Consider the following 15,652-nt stretch of genomic DNA (forward strand, 5'->3'; position numbering starts at 1 on the left):
AATCAACTTGTTAGATGCATGTTTCCGCGCTGTTGCGTGTTCAATCGTCATTCGCTAACGGCTAATTCAATAATGGCTAATTACCTCATTTCGCTTGATCCCCCCCCCCCCTAACATGTCACTTACATGCTCAGATGCTAACAATCGTCATGTTAATTAGAGTACAGCAACCTTGAGGCTATTGATGATAATGGCCTACTCAATTAAGCCTTTCAAACGCTCTCATATTTCGAAATTGTTGACACAATCGTAAAAATTGAACAAACGATACAAAATAAGCATGATATCGGTTGAGGTGGAGTTGCGTATACAAGTTGTAGCATGTATAAATAGCTTTACTACGTTATTGCGATAACTAATTTAAGTGTTGTAGCCAGCATGCAACATTAGCAAGTCTACTTATCGCATTCACTTATCGGCCTAAAGTAAAAAGTTTGGCCAATAGTGACTACTCACTTTTTTGATAGATTTTGAGTAGAGTGATGATTTGAGCAAAAGGCTAATGTTCTGACAAGTCATAGGGAAGCAGTTAGAAATGAATGGAATCATGATGACGCTCGAGAGCGCCGAAAAAGATCTGCTTGATCAATCTTTTCTATGGAAATGGAATATTGATGAAAAGCTATTTTACAGTGAACAACTATTAAAGATTATATTTGGTCCTGAAAATCCTGGCGCAGTAAAGTTTCGGTTACTTGTCGATTTGTTGGATAAAAATCAAGCGATTTATTTCAAAAAAATTATTGAAGCGAGTATTTCTTCTAAAGATATTGTGACGAGTCATTTGGTCTTTACCATTGGCGGCGTTAAGTACCTTGTCGAAGTTGCCATTTATTCGAGTAATTTAAAACTTGTTACTGGTAGTCTATTTTTTAAACGTTTATTGCCCTCTAAAAAAGAAGAAGCTTCTATTTTAAATAAGCTTTTTTATCAGTCTTCTCGGTTACTGTTTGTATGCGATGATAAAAATCAAATATTACTGATTAACAAAATGCTTGTTGAGTATCTTGGTTATGAAGAATATGAGGTTATCGGCCAAGATATTAGCGCTTTTATCCATGATAAAAACAATGTATTCAAAGAGTATTTGTTCAATTGTGAAACCAATGGCACCTGGGATGGTGAGTTATTTTTTTACCATAAAGATGGCTCTCACGTAGTCTTTAAAGCTAACATTTTACATTACTCTGACTCCAACAATTGTAACCCACTCAATATTTTTCAATTAAAGAAATTAGACTTTACTTTCTCGGAAATTGCTGAGTTTTCGCAACAAAAGCCTAACTGGGATTGGACTCATAAAGTTGATTTTTTCAATTCATTAACCAACATGCGAGCGTTACGGAGCAATCAAGAGAGTTTAGTCGTTTTTGTTTTGGATACTTATTTTCATTCATCAAAAAACTCGATCTCTCCTCGATGGTTAATTGACCAATCTATTCCTAAGCTGAAAAACTTTAAGAGTATCGTTAAATTAGGCTTGTTAAACGATGATCAAATTTGTGGGACTTTTATTTCTTCAAAATTAGTTAAGACTATTCACAGTGATTTAACTGAAATATTCGGCATATTACTGGAAGAGGACCAATTACAATTAGACAACAAAATTCAATGCCATATTGGTGTTTCGATTGATGGTGTTGATGCCAAAGAGAATGAACAGTTATTATCGAATGCACTACAGGCATTAAAGACATCTTCTGTCGGTTTTAGCTCGGTTAATCAACATAACGTTAAGTATTTTAATCAAAAAATAAATATTCTTAATAATCGCAAGTTAAAGTTAGAATCGGCTTTGCGCAACTGTTTAGACAATAAGCTGATTTATGTAGCCTATCAACCCATTGTTAATGTAAAAACCTTAAAAATTGATAGGGTTGAAGCGCTGGCTCGTTTTAATCTAAACACGTCAATTAATCATAATGTGCAAGAGCTCATCGCGCTAGCAGAGGAAAATGATTGGATTAATATCATTGATAAACAAGTGTTACTCACCGCGATAAATGAGCTCCCGGCTTTGGCTGCTGTGTTAGGGAATGATAATTTGGGGTTGTCGATTAACCGGTCAATGATTCATAGTGCTAAAAACCGTTTTACGCTTGATGACACGCTAGAACTCATTCGTTCGACAGGTATTGACCCAGGCAGAATTACCATTGAATTAGCTGAGTCTGCTGTGTTTACTGATAACCAAAGCATTCTTGACGATATTAAACGTCTTACAGATAACGATATCGTGTTGGCTATTGATGACTTTGGCTCTGGTTATACCTCTTTTACTGATTTATCAGTGCTCCCTCTAACGTTAATTAAAATCAATAAGCTCATAACAGATGGGATCGTAAAAGATAAGCAAAAGCGCTTAATGGTGAAAATGTTTACCCAGTATATTCATTCAATGGGAGGTGAAATTGTCATTGAAGGGGTGGAAAGCTTAGACGTTTTTAAGGCTTTAGTGGAAATGGGCGTTAATTATGTACAGGGTTATATTTTTAGTAAACCACTGTCGTTAGTTGAACATGCTAATACCCTTAGTAATATGAATATTATTATAGAAAGGTTGCAGCTTAAACTTCTTGTCAGTGAAATGAAAAAAATACCCACGATTATTGATTTTTTGATGCCGACACCGCCACATGTTCAGCCAGACGATAGAATTGAGTTGTTTATTGATATGCATGACAACAGTGATGTTGTGATGGTGCTCAATAACAGTAAAAGTGTTGGTTATATTTCTCGTCACGACATTAATGCGGCAATTAGTCCTTATGTGAATACTAATGCCGAAACAAAGCATGATCGATTAACGTTAACCAAAAGAGCACATCAAATCCTTACGCCGGTTGAACATACTTGTTTTACCGATTTTTCTGTTGAGTCGTTATTAAAACATTTTTGTTTGTACCCAAAGTCATTGATGGTGGTTACGGGTAAAACAGGGATATTTTTAGGCGCTATCTCAATGGAACAAGTGAAAGGTCATTTGCTAAAGATGATACGCATATGATTTACATGGTTTTTTGTGGCGACACTCATGAGTTGAGATGATAAGTGACTAAATGATGATTTTCGAGAAAATAAGTAATAAAAAGATAAGAACAAGCGAATAATGAAGTCTCTAGTAGGATTTAATGATTAAGCGCCTATAAATACTATTGCTCATGGTTTTGCGAACCATGCTCGTAAATAATTTAGCTGTTTGATTTTGTGTCAGCGTTACGGCTTTATAATGTGTTTTGCTCGACTGTAATGATTAAGTGGTATTGCTTATTGACGTTGCAACTTTGGCCGCAGAAGGCTGTGACTGGAATTGTTTTGAGCGGCGTTATCGACAATATGCTGACTCATTAAACCAAACACCTTTGAACAACATTTACCTCGTAAACATGTTATAAGCACGTTTTACCGATTTTTACTGCGAGCACAATTGTGACCGATTTGGAAAATGCAATAGAGAGTGATTCAGTTATCAACTTAACATAATTGAATCAGCCAGTTAAGCCACGTCATTAAACTCTGATGCAACCCTGTCGCCTAACGCATTTAACAGCTCAACTTCACCTTTAAATACCGCCACGATAATTTTATCCACTTTATATTCCATTGGAATAATCACACGGCCGTTTACGCCAACCTCAAGGTCGTATAACACTTCTGCTATGGGTTTAATGGCCAGTTCAGCTGGGTAATAAAGTACCGTTATCGTTTGCGTTTTCATTGTTGTATCCATACATTTTCTGGGTATACCCAGGTGATCCTTTATGATGCTAAAAAGTCTACAACGTCTCGATATTAATGCGATTTGACTCGTCTCAAATGAGCTCGTTAACAGAACAGTATACGTAACAGTTGATAAGGCTGAATCATAATCGTTTAGTCGCATGACGTAAAGGCGATAATGACTTATACCAATGCGCATTAATCAGTGACCACTCAGAATGCGTTTAGCGATTTTTGATTAAGGTGTTGCTATGTCGTCATGGTTGTTCCCTTTTACACTCTTGCAAGTCATCACTTAACGAATTGCAGTAGCTATAGAGCGTGACATTACTCGCGGTATCGTGTTGATTGTTAGTACTTACTAATATTCGTAATGCTTCCTAATGGCGATTATTGGCCAGCAATACTCACTACAAAGTCTGAGTTTAATCACTCCTTACCGATTTCAATCTCTGTATTTGACAATAATTTTTGATATTCATTGGCTAAGGCTTGCTTGGCTTCAGTGTCGCCGTGGACGATGCGGATGTGTTTAGGTTTGTGATGCATGCGTTTAACAAAGTTGATGAGGTTGTGCTGATCAGCATGAGCAGAGTAGCCGCTAATGGTATGAATTTTCGCTTTGATGTCTATGCGCTGTTCATCAATATACACATAGCCGCCTCGAGGTCCGTATTTTTGTATATCACGACCTGTGGTGCCCTGGGCTTGATAACCAACAAATAATACGTCGGTAGTGGCTTTGGCTAAAAAGCGGCTGAGGTAATTACTAATACGGCCACCCGTGCACATGCCAGATGCGGCAATGATAATAGCGGGTTTATTGACAGAATCTAAATAGTTGATCACCGCTAAGTGATCTTGATGGCTGTCGATGGTGGTGAGTTGTTCAAAGTCTAATGGATGACGGCCTTGTGAGAGTTTTTGTTTAGCCTCTTTGTCCCATAAATCCTTAAATGCACGATATTGTTGGGTAAAATTGGCTGCCATTGGTGAGTCGACAATAATGTCGATAGTTTGCCACATTAGGTTGTGTTGGTTGCGATAAATAATGTGCTCAAATTCGTATAACAACTCTTGCGTACGGCCAATGCTAAAAGCAGGGATAAGCACTACGCCATTATCGTTTACCGCTTTTTCGATGATACCTTTGAGCTGTTTGCTGCGATCTTTACGGCCTTGATGATTTTTATCGCCGTAGGTTGATTCAATGACTAAGGTATCTGCTCGGTAAGGGCTTTTAGGGCTGGCAAGTAAAGGTGCATAGGTTGCGCCTAGATCACCTGAAAATACCACTCGGTGTTTGTTATTTGGCCCTTTAAGGTCAAGCTCGACATAGGCTGAACCCAGAATATGCCCCGCGGGCTTAAACTTGAGCTTAATTTGATTAAACGGTGGCATTTCAGCTGTGCCGAGATTGATGGGCAGCGAAACCCATTGGTAGTAATCTATCGGCACAATAAGTTTGTTGAGTTGGTTTAAACACGCTTGAATCAGCTTTTTATCGCGAGTCACGCCCACTTTTAATGCATCTTCAATCACTAATGGCAATAACGCTGCGGTTGCTGTTGTGGCGTAAATGGGTTGGTTAAAACCGGCTGCGAGTAGATAGGGAATTCGGCCAACATGATCGATATGACAATGAGTGATGATTAAGGCTTTGATATTGTCGATGTTAAAGTCTATTTGCAGTTGATCTGCTGAGTTTTGACCTGCTGTTTCCGCTCCTTGAAATAAGCCGCAATCGATAAGATAGCTACTCGGATGTTGTGGGTTAATGTCGAGTTGATGACAAGAACCGGTGACGCCGTTTACCGCTCCATGGTGAATGATCTGCATGTTAATCCTTGAATTGAATGAGCCCCTCGTTAACTTAGCAGTGGATACCGTATTTTGCGAGATAACCATTAACATACGCTGGCAAACGGGGAGTGCATTCACGAGTAATGCTACTGATAATAAGCGCTTACAAACTAGGCATGATATTTGGCATTAATTAACCTTGTGTTGTGGTCGTGAATATCCTGTTGTTGATATAATCAGCTTAATTTCTGGCTTATGTTCGATGGATTGCTGATGTTAGTGTTTAACTGTACCAAAGCGGCTGCAGAGTTTTTTAGTGTGACTCGTAAAGGCGAAGTGTTGTCTTGTTTAGAAGCCGCGCCGCATAAAACCATTGCAGAGTCAGTCGCTGCACCTGTTTTCCCCTTAGATGTTGAACCACAAGAACACGATGGCACTCAATGGCATTGGGTGGTGCACTGTGTGACGGTTAAACGCAAAAAATACTTATTAGTGATGGATTATGTTAGCCGCTATTGCATAACGTTTTTGGCGACAAAAAAGGGTGATGAAATCGATTTTCTCAATATGTTCGAGAAAATGATGGTGTCGAACTTTATGTTTTTAGCCAATAAAAAAGGCGTGGACAGTGTCGAGGCTGATTTAGCCTTAGCACGATATCACGATAAATTTACGACCTGTGCATTTCATCCTCGAGGCGATCGCAGCGTTCAAGGGCACTTAAACGAGGTTGCCTGGCACTTAGAGCAACAATGTTATGAAGATGGAATGCTATTAATGCCCAACGAATTTATTGATTTTAGCGCCTTTATGGGGAAATTCCCTCGAAATGCAAAAGGGCGCAGTAGCCACTTTTTTGCTAACGATGTGTTTATCGATACCTGGTTACACGATCTTGATGTTAAAGACGGCCCGCTAGACACCACTAATGTGGTTTACCTTAGCGACTATCGAAAATAGATAGCGATGAATAATAAATAACTCACTAAAAATAATTAACTGGCCTATTAAAAACTGATTTATTACAAGCTAGTGTTTTACGCACTGGTTAATTAAGCACTGGTTAATTAAAACAAAAGGACATGTAATGAAAGCTTTTTCTCTGGTGTTAACCAGTTTAGCGATGGCCATTTCGGGCATGGCTCACGGCGTCGAGATTGATGCTAAGCACATTGAGCGTATTGGCCCTGTGACACAAGCCTCTGCTACGACGTTATCTAAAAGCGCTCAAGCCGATGCCTTGCGTGCCAATGTAGTGGCAAAGCTCAGTCAAGCAAATAAGGCCAGTAAGGTTAGGGTATTTAATCAAGCGCTTTCCTGGCAAGCCGCCACATCGAAAGCCGAAGGAGAGGGCTGGTTAGCTTATCGTTTACCGGTTTCTACACAGCGATTTACGCAAGGTACATTAACCGTTAAAGGCCTTGAAAACCCTCAGGTGTACCTTAATGGCCAGTTAGTGAAATCAGCAGACAAAGTCGAGCTTGAACTCGCTAACGGTGATTATCAACTCATGTTGCTTGCCGATGGCTTACAAAAAGACGTGCCTTTTAGCCTGGATTGGCAAGGTAAAAGCGATGTTGATGAGCTCGATGTTACCGCGCAACAAACACAACGCGTATCGGCAGAGCAGCTTTTTGACTCAAAAGTGATAAGCAACTTAAGCTTATCGCCAAATGGTAAATATCTACTGCAATCAACCATTGAATACCAGGCGGCCCAGGGCGATAAACCTATTCAAGTGACAGAGCTGCGCAAATTGCCAGACAACAGCGTGCTGTATCGCTGGCAGGAGAGTCGTCCTAGCAGCGCGGTATGGTCTGATGATTCAAAACAACTCGCGTTTGTGGCTAACAAGCAAATTCAATTATTCAATGTCGCTGATTTAACTATCGATATTGCCGCTACTGAGCTTGATAATGTGTCTGGCTTACAGTGGTTTGGCGACAGTTTACTGTTTAGTTGGGAAAAGCCGTTTAAAGCAGATGACAAAGCCACTTCAAAGCGCTTTCAAGCATTAGAAGATCGCTGGAGTTATTGGCGTAACAACAGTCAGCTTTATCAATTAGATGTGGCCTCGGGGTTTATTCGCCAACTTACCGACAGTAAAATTACCAGTTCGCTGTTAGACAGCAATGCCGATAAAGGCAGTTTGTTGCTGACTCGCTCACCTGTTGATTACAAAGCCCCTGCTCATGGTATCACTCAGCTTATCGAACTTAAGGTAGCGGATTTAAGCGAAACTATAATTGGTGAATATCGCAGCTTCAGTGGTGCATTATACGCAGATGATGGCATGTACATTACGGCTGGCCCGCGCTTTATGAATGGCGTTGGCATGCAAGATCCCAATATTGAAGTCAATGACTATGACGGTCAATTATATTGGCGTGATGCAAAGGGCAATGTTAGCGCATTAAGCAAAGACTTTGACCCTGCTATTGGCAGCATGACCAAGCTTGAAAATGATGATTTGTTGGTCACGGTTACCGAAGGCGATCGCTCACCGCTTTATTGGTTTGATAAGCGTAAAAGCCGTTTTAGTCTTATCGACACTGGTGTTGATATGGTTGATGGTTTCAGTGTGGCGACCAAGCAATCGACACCGACTTTAGTGGTTGCAGGCACCTCGGCCACTGCGCCGCAAAAAGCTTACAGCATGTCGCTTAATTCAAGCCGTAAACAAGTGTTATTTGACAGCCAAAAGCAACACTATGCCGATACACGTTTAGGGAAAATCGAAGATTTTGATTTTACCAACAAGCATGGCCACAACATTGATGGTCGCGTGTATCTTCCTGCCGATTTTGATGCCAATAAGAAGTACCCTGCATTGGTGTACTACTATGGCGGCACGTCACCGGTTGGGCGTCACTTTACTGGGCGCTGGCCATTTAACTTATGGGCCGCGCAAGGGTATGTGGTGTATGTGTTGCAACCTAATGGCGCCACCGGTTACGGCCAGGCCTTTAGCGGACGTCATGTTAATGCATGGGGCAAGTACAGCGCAGATGACATTATTGAAGGTACTAAAGCATTCTTGAATGCCCACAGCTATGTTGATGCAAAACGCGTCGGCAACATGGGCGCGTCGTATGGCGGCTTTATGACCATGTATTTGGCCACACAAACCGATATATTTGCCGCGTCGATGTCACATGCGGGGATCAGTAATTTGTCATCGTATTGGGGACATGGCTGGTGGGGTTATGGGTATTCTGGTGTGGCGAGTCGCGGCAGTTTTCCGTGGAATAACCCTGAGCTTTATGTTGAGCAAAGCCCGCTTTATCATGCCGATAAAATCACTACGCCGTTATTACTCATTCACGGCAATGCTGATACCAACGTGCCGGTGGGCGAAAGCCATTACATGTACACCGCACTTAAGTTGTTAGGTAAAGAGGTGGAGCTGGTGGAGTTTAATGATCAGGACCATCACATCAACACCCGTCAGGCGCGCTTTGATTGGTGGAACACCACCATGGCCTGGTTTGATATGAAACTCAAAGATGAACCGCAATGGTGGAACAGCCTCTATCCTGAAACTGCAGAGCAGTAATTGGATTGAGCAGATAGATTAAAAAGCCCCAATATTTGGGGCTTTTTAATGTCAGTAAAATGAATTTTAGAAAAGATAAAAAGCTAACTGCAGCTTGTTGTAAGCCATACACCCAGTCATATTTAAGGATGAACCCTATTTCTGCCTAAGGTTTTAGCTTGATACAAACATTTATCGGCATTGTTGATCAATTCATCGATAGTTTGATTTTCAGCTAGTTGTGCGATGCCAATACTGATGGTGACGCGGATCTGGTGTTTAACAAAGTGGATGGTGAATTGTTCAACGCTGCTACGGATTTTCTCAGCGATGATGCTCGCTTGCTCTGCGGAGGTTTGTGGCAGAATAATCAAAAACTCTTCGCCGCCCCAGCGTGCGACACAATCTTGTTGTCGAACTTGCTCTTTAAAGAGGGCTGATAATTCAGTTAGCACCATGTCCCCGCCATTATGACCGTATTTATCGTTGACCAGTTTAAAGTGGTCTAAATCGCACAATAAGACTGAAAGGGGTTCATTGTTACGCTGCAACCTTGATTTTTCTTGTTCTAGAATGGCTGCTGCATTTCGTCTATTGGCCAATTTGGTGAGTGGATCGCGCATGGCGAGCTCTTGGTATTGTCTGCTCAGCTCAAGTGCATTTTGGTATGATTGCATCCTGGAGTATTCATACAGGGCTGATAAAAATGACATGGTTAAAAACGAGATAATCAGCCTGAACGAAAACTCATTACCGTACTGCGCATGAGTAACCCATTGTTGTGGTAAAAACATAATAATGGTGACGATACTTAGGAAGATAGTTAAGTTAATTAAGCCGTGACGTAAGCCCAACACGTAAACCGATACCGGCGCGACAATGAAAATCCACAATGGGCCAGTTTGGGAAACACCACCACTAAACACCAAATAAAACATGAGTAAATATAGCGAATAAATAACCAGTGTGGCACCAATGCTGAGGTCAAACCTTTTGACAGAAAAGAAGGCGAGCAGGTAGGTGATACTGGCAATAAACAACACGATTGTGAGGGTGGTGTTTTCACCCAATAAGCTTATTAATCCCATCAATAAGGTGATTGACATTCCAACCAATGAAAACAACGAAATAACCCGAGCTTGTTGCAGCTCTGCAGTACTGTTTCGGTGTTTTTTGATGAGTGCTAGCAATGCTTAATCCTTTCTGTTATTGAAACGCTTGGCATTAATATCATATGGGGAAGTCACTCTTGTGGCATCAAATAAGCCATTAAATAGGATGTTAAAACAATATCATTTAACCAGTATATTCAGGTTGCCATAAAACGATCGTTTATCCAATAATATTTGCATAAAAACGAAATGCTGAGTGGCGTAGCAATGAATGGTAAGGCGGATAATTGTGAGGGAAATGAGCGAAAAAATCGATGAGGTAAGATGAAGCTGGTTGCAAGTGATGGGATTATCTCAGCATCAGGTTTACTTGTTCTCTTGATATGTGACGAAGCATAAGACACGTAAAGCGTATTCGGATTACTGAAGCCTAATAACGGACCGTGTAATAGGTTAGTCAGCGGTTTTATTGGTTTATCAGGACTGTTAAACACTCAGAATGCGTCCAGCTGTTTTTGATTAAGGCGTCGCTATGTAGTAATGGTGTTCCCTTTCAAATAGCGAGAACGCAAAGCAAAATCTGCTGGGTCATTCCTTTCAGGCGAGTTTTAAAAGGGCTTGCACTGCGTTGCATGACTCCGAAAGAGAACAACTATTCATTCAGTCATGCGCCTTATTTAAGCCCTTTTAAACTCTCGCTGAGTCATCACTTATTAACGCTGAATGGTATATTATAGGCACTAAAATTGCGCTTTCTGTCATTGAGACCAGAAAGCGAGAAGGTTATATACTGAGATCGCGTAGGTTGTAATCTTTAATGTCTTTTTTAGCGTGTTGATCCCAGGTGTATTGCACACCTTTATCGATAAATGGTTGATATTGATAAGGGGTTTCGTCGGGGTATTTTTGCTGACGCGCATCAATAGCGTAACCAATCACTTTAGAGCGTTCATCGATAAGTGCTCCTGTGTATTCTTGCGCTTCACTGTGCATGCCTGCGCCCATGACGCCGAGCACTGATGAGCGACGGTGAAATCCGAAATTGACGGTGACGCGTGGCTCAAAGCCGGTATTGGCAAATGATCCATGTAGCAGTTGTCTGTTGCAAATGACCACATCGCCTGGACCACACAGTAAAGGTACCAGCCCTTCAATACGCTCGCTTCCTGATGCTTCGATAAGATTTTTGATGTCGATTTTGCCGGTTTTATGGCTGCCTGGTAATACCCAAACGCCATTTACTGCTGTGCTGCCATGCACTTGAGCCATAAAATTAAACCCATGAATACCGTCATCAAAATGTTGACTGTTCCAATGAGTGTCACCGTCTTGATGCCATGACACCGCGGCGCCTACACCCGGATCTTTAATAAATAAGCATTCATGAAAAGGCGCAAAATCGGCGCCATTGATACACTCGGCCACACGTAATAATTGTGGGTGGCCGTAGATACGCAAACAAGCTTCTGAAAATTGCAATGAGCCGAGTAATACAAATGGCGCATATTCTGGCGAATCTTTAGCGGCTGTTGGTTCAAATAGTTTTACCTGGTGACGGCCATTTGCAATAGCGGTGCCACCGAGAGGATCGCCTAACGATTTAGACCAGATTAAACTTGGCGCAATATTGTCTGCACCGAGCGCAGGCTTACCGTCAGCGGTTGTTTTACCATAGGGCGCGGCTGAAAATGTGCTGCGCATTTGGGCTAAATCAGCTTTAACATCATTAAGCTCGGCTTCACTGAGTACATTTTCAAATATGTAAAAGCCACATTGTTGATATTCAGCAAGGATATCTTTGGCAAGGGCGCCGTTTTCATCAAACTTAATCGGGCCGCGGTTATTCATTTTATAAGCCTGGGCTTGACCATTAAGCAGGTAGGATTTCATTTGTTCAGCGTGTTCGCCATAGTGCGCGGCACATGCGTTGATTGATTTAGTTATATCTTGGTTCATAATGAGGGCCTTGTTTTTATTTTACAGTTTTTATTCTGCAGTTTTTATTGTAAATAAAATTTAACGCACAATAAAATCTGTGGTCAAGTTTTATTTTAGGCTCATCCCCATGACACAGATAAGTAATGCCCGTGGCAATGCCACTCGCCAAGCCAATAAAGCGTTAAGAAAAGAGAGGTTACTCTCTATCGCCAGAGAGCTTATTTCGAATAATGGTTTTGAAGCCTTTACCATCAATGAGTTGGCGTCTAAGGCGCAGTTGAGCATTCCTACTGTCCATAACTTATTGGGTAAAAAAAGCGATATTTTTGAACAGCTTGTTGTTGAGATGGTGGCTAAGGTTGAAGTCGCTTTAGCGCAGCCTAATATTCACGATCCTATTGTGGCTACCGAAGCGTTTATTGACAGTTTGTTAGATCTTTTTGCGGCCAATGAAGCCTTTTATAAAGCAGCATTTGTTGCAGGTGAACGCACTCAGTTTTTTGATCATGAATTACCTAACGGCATCTTTAATAAATCGTTAGCGATTGCTACGCAAGTATGTGTCGATGCCAAAAATAATGGTTTTTTAAAAGGTCAGGTTGACGTAGCCTGGTTGGCTAAACAGTTGTTTGGTTGCCAACGTTTGGCCAGACATGATTGGGTAAATGGCTATATTAGTTTGGCTGAATATCGAACTCAGGTATTGGTTGGTGCTTTTATCACGCTGGCCGCAGATGCGACACCGTCATTTCAAGAGCGGCTCTATGAGGTCATTAAATCACTTACAGATATACCGCTTTAGCTTTCAAGCCGTTTTTGACCTGAAAGCTCTGTTGATAAGGCGATAATGAGCATTTATCGCACTTATCGGATTAGTGCTCATTTAACCAGGGTAGCAGCGCGTTGAATGTTTGGGTGATAGTATTGGCCGAATCCGCCTGGTAACCGTATATGCGAATACCAAAAATGACCGTCATCAGTTGTGCTGCATACGTTTTAGCCAGTTGGTCGCTATAAACGCGACTGAGGTAATCGACATAAATTTTTTCTATGCTGGCTAATTGCGCCGATGCAAATTGGTACAAGGTATTACCTTGTGAAGCCAACTCAAGTTGTGTTTTGATCAAAAAACAGCCGCAATAATCACAGGCTTTTGACTGTTCTATTAAATCAGTTAATATTTGCTTGATACCTTCATTGACGTTAGAGGCATTGGCCATTTTTTGGTGAATTGAAGCAATTGAAGACGCGGCATAGCGAGCTAACGCTTCCTGAAACAGCTTCTCTTTACTTTCAAACTCATGGTAAATACTGCCCGGCTTCAATCCCGTCGCTTTGGTGATCTGTTGGACACTTGATGCGGCATAGCCTTGTTGCCAAAATAAAGTAATAACCTTATCTAATACGTCTTCGCGTTGATAATGTTTCTTCGCCATAGCGCTTATTCCTCAATCCTACTGCATAGTTAAAATAGCCTGATTGAATGAGTTATCCATAAGGCTTATTTAGAATAATAACACCACTTGAATGATTGTTCAAAAAAGCTTGCTTATCTTAGCAATAATCGTTATTTTGAATGTATATTCAAGTTAGAAGTGAGCGTAACAATGTCTTTATCTACCCAACTCGATCAACAACGCGAAGCCAGTGCCGTCAAAATCCCTCCTGAGTTAATGGCGATTATGTCGGATGCGACACAAAAACTGCAATTATCAGGTGTAATTGAAAAAGCGCCGAAAATCGGTGATGTATTAACGCATTTTGAGTTACCTAATCAATTAGGCCAAATTCGTAATTTGGGGGATTTGCTCGCCAATGGGCCATTAGTGGTTACGTTTTATCGTGGTGGTTGGTGTCCTTATTGTAATTTAGCGTTACGTGCATATCAGCAGCATTTGGACACGTTTGCACAGCTGGGTGCAACATTTGTCGCGATAACCCCTGAATTACCCGATATTTCATTATCGACAACTGAAAAAAATGAACTTAAATTTGAAGTCTTGTCTGATATCAATGCCGATTATGCGCGAGCACTTGGGGTTGTATTTTCATTACCCGATGAAATCCGTGGTTTGTACGCTAAATTTGGTGTGGAAGTTGAAAAACATAATGGTTCTGGCCAATTTGACTTCCCATTAGCGGCGACGTTTGTGGTGAGTAAAGACGGCATCATTGCCGATGCATTTGTGAATGCTGATTATACTTATCGCATGGACCCACAAGACATTATTGCAACACTGAAGACACTATAAGGTTTATATTCATGTCGATTAAATGGGTATTGGTGTCAATGTTTACCGCATTGACGCTATTGAGCAGTACAACATTTGCAGCTGATTATTCTGTTTTTCGTGAGCTCGATAAACAACACCCTCCAGGTAATGTAGCTGTGTCTGCAACAGGTCGTGTTTTTATGAGTAATCATCACTTTTACGGTGTGGATGCGCGAATTGTAGAGCTTAAGCAAGACGGTACGATAATGGATTATCCAAGTCGTGAATTTAATCAAAAACTTAACCCTGTGCTCGGCGTTGTGATTGATGAACAGGGTATTTTATGGATGCTTGAAACGGCTACTGGTCATGACAGAGCAGGGCATTTAATCGGTTGGGACACGTTAAATAACCAACTGTATAAAACCATTGAGTTAACGGCCGCAGTATTGCCGGTCAATTCATTTTTGAATGACTTAGCGGTCGACCGCGATCATGAAGCTGTTTACATCAGCGATCCTGCTGGTGGCGATAACGCCGGTTTAGTTGTGGTTAATTTAACCACTGGTCAGGCCCGCAGAGTCTTAGACAGCAGCATTTATACTCGTCCAGAAGATATTGATGCTGTGATTGATGGCAAAACATTATCGATTGGCGGTCAGCCTATTCGTATTGGTATCGATTCGATTACGTTAGACATTAACAATGAGTGGGTTTATTTTGGTGCGTTGAGCGGTGAGAAGTTGTATCGAGTTCACACTCAATATTTATTAGACGCTAAAATTTCGGCCAATATGTTGCGCAGCAAAGTCGAATTTTATGCCAATAAGCCTATCAGTGATGGTATCACCATAGACAATAGCGGCAACATTTATGTGACTGACATGACCCACAATGCAGTGGGCTATATTGATACGGATCGCCAATACCATATTTTGCATCAAGACGCCGATAAGTTCAGTTGGGCAGATGGTTTTGCCACCACGGCAGATGGCAAAATTCTGGTTGCGGTGAATAAGTTACACTTATCGCCAGCGGTGAATAACCAACAAGATAGGAGCGATGGGCGTTATTACATTATCCAATTTGACGCCCTGGCCGAGACAACCGTAGGCCGATAATGATGAACAGATAACATAAAGGCTACCTTGGGGTAGCCTTTTTTGTGCGAGCGATATTGCATGACTGTTCAATACTAAAAGCTCAACGTTGTTGATGCTTGTGTAGATTTTGGATGATGTGTTTGATGTCAATACAGATGACTGGCTGCACGATTTTACGGACTTAAATTTGATTGCCGCACTCTATTTCAATTTCTTTTTTTTACGATT

Annotated in this window: 11 protein-coding genes; 6 read left to right on the forward strand and 5 right to left on the reverse strand. The window is 41.2% G+C overall.

Annotated features, from left to right (window positions below; genetic code table 11):
* The first annotated feature begins 547 nt into the window (after window positions 1–547).
* Window positions 548–3,007, forward strand: a complete 2,460-nt coding sequence (locus AC19MX_RS14190; RefSeq protein ID WP_498298908.1) for a sensor domain-containing phosphodiesterase — start codon at window positions 548–550, stop codon at window positions 3,005–3,007.
* 489 nt (window positions 3,008–3,496) lie between these two features.
* Here AC19MX_RS14190 and AC19MX_RS14195 read toward each other — a convergent pair whose 3' ends face one another.
* On the reverse strand, window positions 3,497–3,718 hold the full coding sequence (locus tag AC19MX_RS14195; RefSeq protein ID WP_432399220.1) for a DUF2375 family protein: 222 nt from the start codon (window positions 3,716–3,718) through the stop codon (window positions 3,497–3,499).
* 431 nt (window positions 3,719–4,149) lie between these two features.
* On the reverse strand, window positions 4,150–5,559 hold the full coding sequence (locus tag AC19MX_RS14200) for an MBL fold metallo-hydrolase RNA specificity domain-containing protein (RefSeq protein WP_498298910.1): 1,410 nt from the start codon (window positions 5,557–5,559) through the stop codon (window positions 4,150–4,152).
* Between the two features lie 237 nt (window positions 5,560–5,796).
* Between AC19MX_RS14200 and AC19MX_RS14205 the strand changes: the two genes are divergently transcribed.
* Together AC19MX_RS14205 and AC19MX_RS14210 are read left to right on the forward strand one after the other, a co-directional pair.
* The gene (locus tag AC19MX_RS14205) at window positions 5,797–6,483 is read left to right on the forward strand and encodes a DUF6933 domain-containing protein (protein ID WP_498298912.1); all 687 of its coding nucleotides are present in this window, start codon (window positions 5,797–5,799) and stop codon (window positions 6,481–6,483) included.
* Window positions 6,484–6,610: 127 nt separating this feature from the next.
* The gene (locus AC19MX_RS14210; protein WP_498298914.1) at window positions 6,611–9,079 is read left to right on the forward strand and encodes an alpha/beta hydrolase family protein; all 2,469 of its coding nucleotides are present in this window, start codon (window positions 6,611–6,613) and stop codon (window positions 9,077–9,079) included.
* Window positions 9,080–9,201: 122 nt separating this feature from the next.
* Here the strand turns inward: AC19MX_RS14210 and AC19MX_RS14215 are convergent, their stop codons facing one another.
* Both AC19MX_RS14215 and AC19MX_RS14220 read right to left on the reverse strand, forming a co-directional pair.
* Complete coding sequence (locus tag AC19MX_RS14215) at window positions 9,202–10,248, reverse strand: GGDEF domain-containing protein (RefSeq protein WP_498298916.1); 1,047 nt, start codon at window positions 10,246–10,248, stop codon at window positions 9,202–9,204.
* Window positions 10,249–10,953: 705 nt separating this feature from the next.
* Window positions 10,954–12,126 carry a phytanoyl-CoA dioxygenase family protein gene (locus tag AC19MX_RS14220; protein WP_498298918.1) on the reverse strand — a complete coding sequence of 391 codons (1,173 nt, stop codon included), beginning with the start codon at window positions 12,124–12,126 and terminating at the stop codon, window positions 10,954–10,956.
* A 109-nt stretch (window positions 12,127–12,235) separates the two neighbouring features.
* On the opposite strand from AC19MX_RS14220, the gene AC19MX_RS14225 reads away from it, so the two are divergent.
* Window positions 12,236–12,910: a TetR/AcrR family transcriptional regulator gene (locus AC19MX_RS14225; RefSeq protein WP_498298920.1), complete on the forward strand. Its 675-nt coding sequence runs from the start codon at window positions 12,236–12,238 to the stop codon at window positions 12,908–12,910.
* A gap of 70 nt (window positions 12,911–12,980) precedes the next feature.
* Here the strand turns inward: AC19MX_RS14225 and AC19MX_RS14230 are convergent, their stop codons facing one another.
* Window positions 12,981–13,544 carry a TetR/AcrR family transcriptional regulator gene (locus AC19MX_RS14230; RefSeq protein WP_498298922.1) on the reverse strand — a complete coding sequence of 188 codons (564 nt, stop codon included), beginning with the start codon at window positions 13,542–13,544 and terminating at the stop codon, window positions 12,981–12,983.
* Between the two features lie 171 nt (window positions 13,545–13,715).
* On the opposite strand from AC19MX_RS14230, the gene AC19MX_RS14235 reads away from it, so the two are divergent.
* Both AC19MX_RS14235 and AC19MX_RS14240 read left to right on the forward strand, forming a co-directional pair.
* The gene (locus AC19MX_RS14235; RefSeq protein ID WP_498298924.1) at window positions 13,716–14,360 is read left to right on the forward strand and encodes a peroxiredoxin-like family protein; all 645 of its coding nucleotides are present in this window, start codon (window positions 13,716–13,718) and stop codon (window positions 14,358–14,360) included.
* Window positions 14,361–14,371: 11 nt separating this feature from the next.
* Entirely contained in the window at window positions 14,372–15,442 is a 1,071-nt protein-coding gene (locus tag AC19MX_RS14240; RefSeq protein WP_498298926.1) for an L-dopachrome tautomerase-related protein, read from the forward strand.
* The last annotated feature ends 210 nt before the right edge of the window (window positions 15,443–15,652 follow it).

It is taken from the genome of Shewanella sp. MF05956, from assembly GCF_059758055.1.

Excerpts from the sequence above, each read along its gene's own strand:
- AC19MX_RS14235 (WP_498298924.1), top strand. The coding sequence starts at position 13,716 with ATGTCTTTATCTACCCAACTCGATCAACAACGCGAAGCCAGTGCCGTC.
- AC19MX_RS14225 (WP_498298920.1), top strand. The coding sequence starts at position 12,236 with ATGACACAGATAAGTAATGCCCGTGGCAATGCCACTCGCCAAGCCAAT.
- AC19MX_RS14205 (WP_498298912.1), top strand. The coding sequence starts at position 5,797 with ATGTTAGTGTTTAACTGTACCAAAGCGGCTGCAGAGTTTTTTAGTGTG.
- AC19MX_RS14210 (WP_498298914.1), top strand. The coding sequence starts at position 6,611 with ATGAAAGCTTTTTCTCTGGTGTTAACCAGTTTAGCGATGGCCATTTCG.
- AC19MX_RS14240 (WP_498298926.1), top strand. The coding sequence starts at position 14,372 with ATGTCGATTAAATGGGTATTGGTGTCAATGTTTACCGCATTGACGCTA.
- AC19MX_RS14200 (WP_498298910.1), bottom strand. The coding sequence starts at position 5,559 with ATGCAGATCATTCACCATGGAGCGGTAAACGGCGTCACCGGTTCTTGT.
- AC19MX_RS14220 (WP_498298918.1), bottom strand. The coding sequence starts at position 12,126 with ATGAACCAAGATATAACTAAATCAATCAACGCATGTGCCGCGCACTAT.
- AC19MX_RS14230 (WP_498298922.1), bottom strand. The coding sequence starts at position 13,544 with ATGGCGAAGAAACATTATCAACGCGAAGACGTATTAGATAAGGTTATT.
- AC19MX_RS14195 (WP_432399220.1), bottom strand. The coding sequence starts at position 3,718 with ATGAAAACGCAAACGATAACGGTACTTTATTACCCAGCTGAACTGGCC.
- AC19MX_RS14190 (WP_498298908.1), top strand. The coding sequence starts at position 548 with ATGATGACGCTCGAGAGCGCCGAAAAAGATCTGCTTGATCAATCTTTT.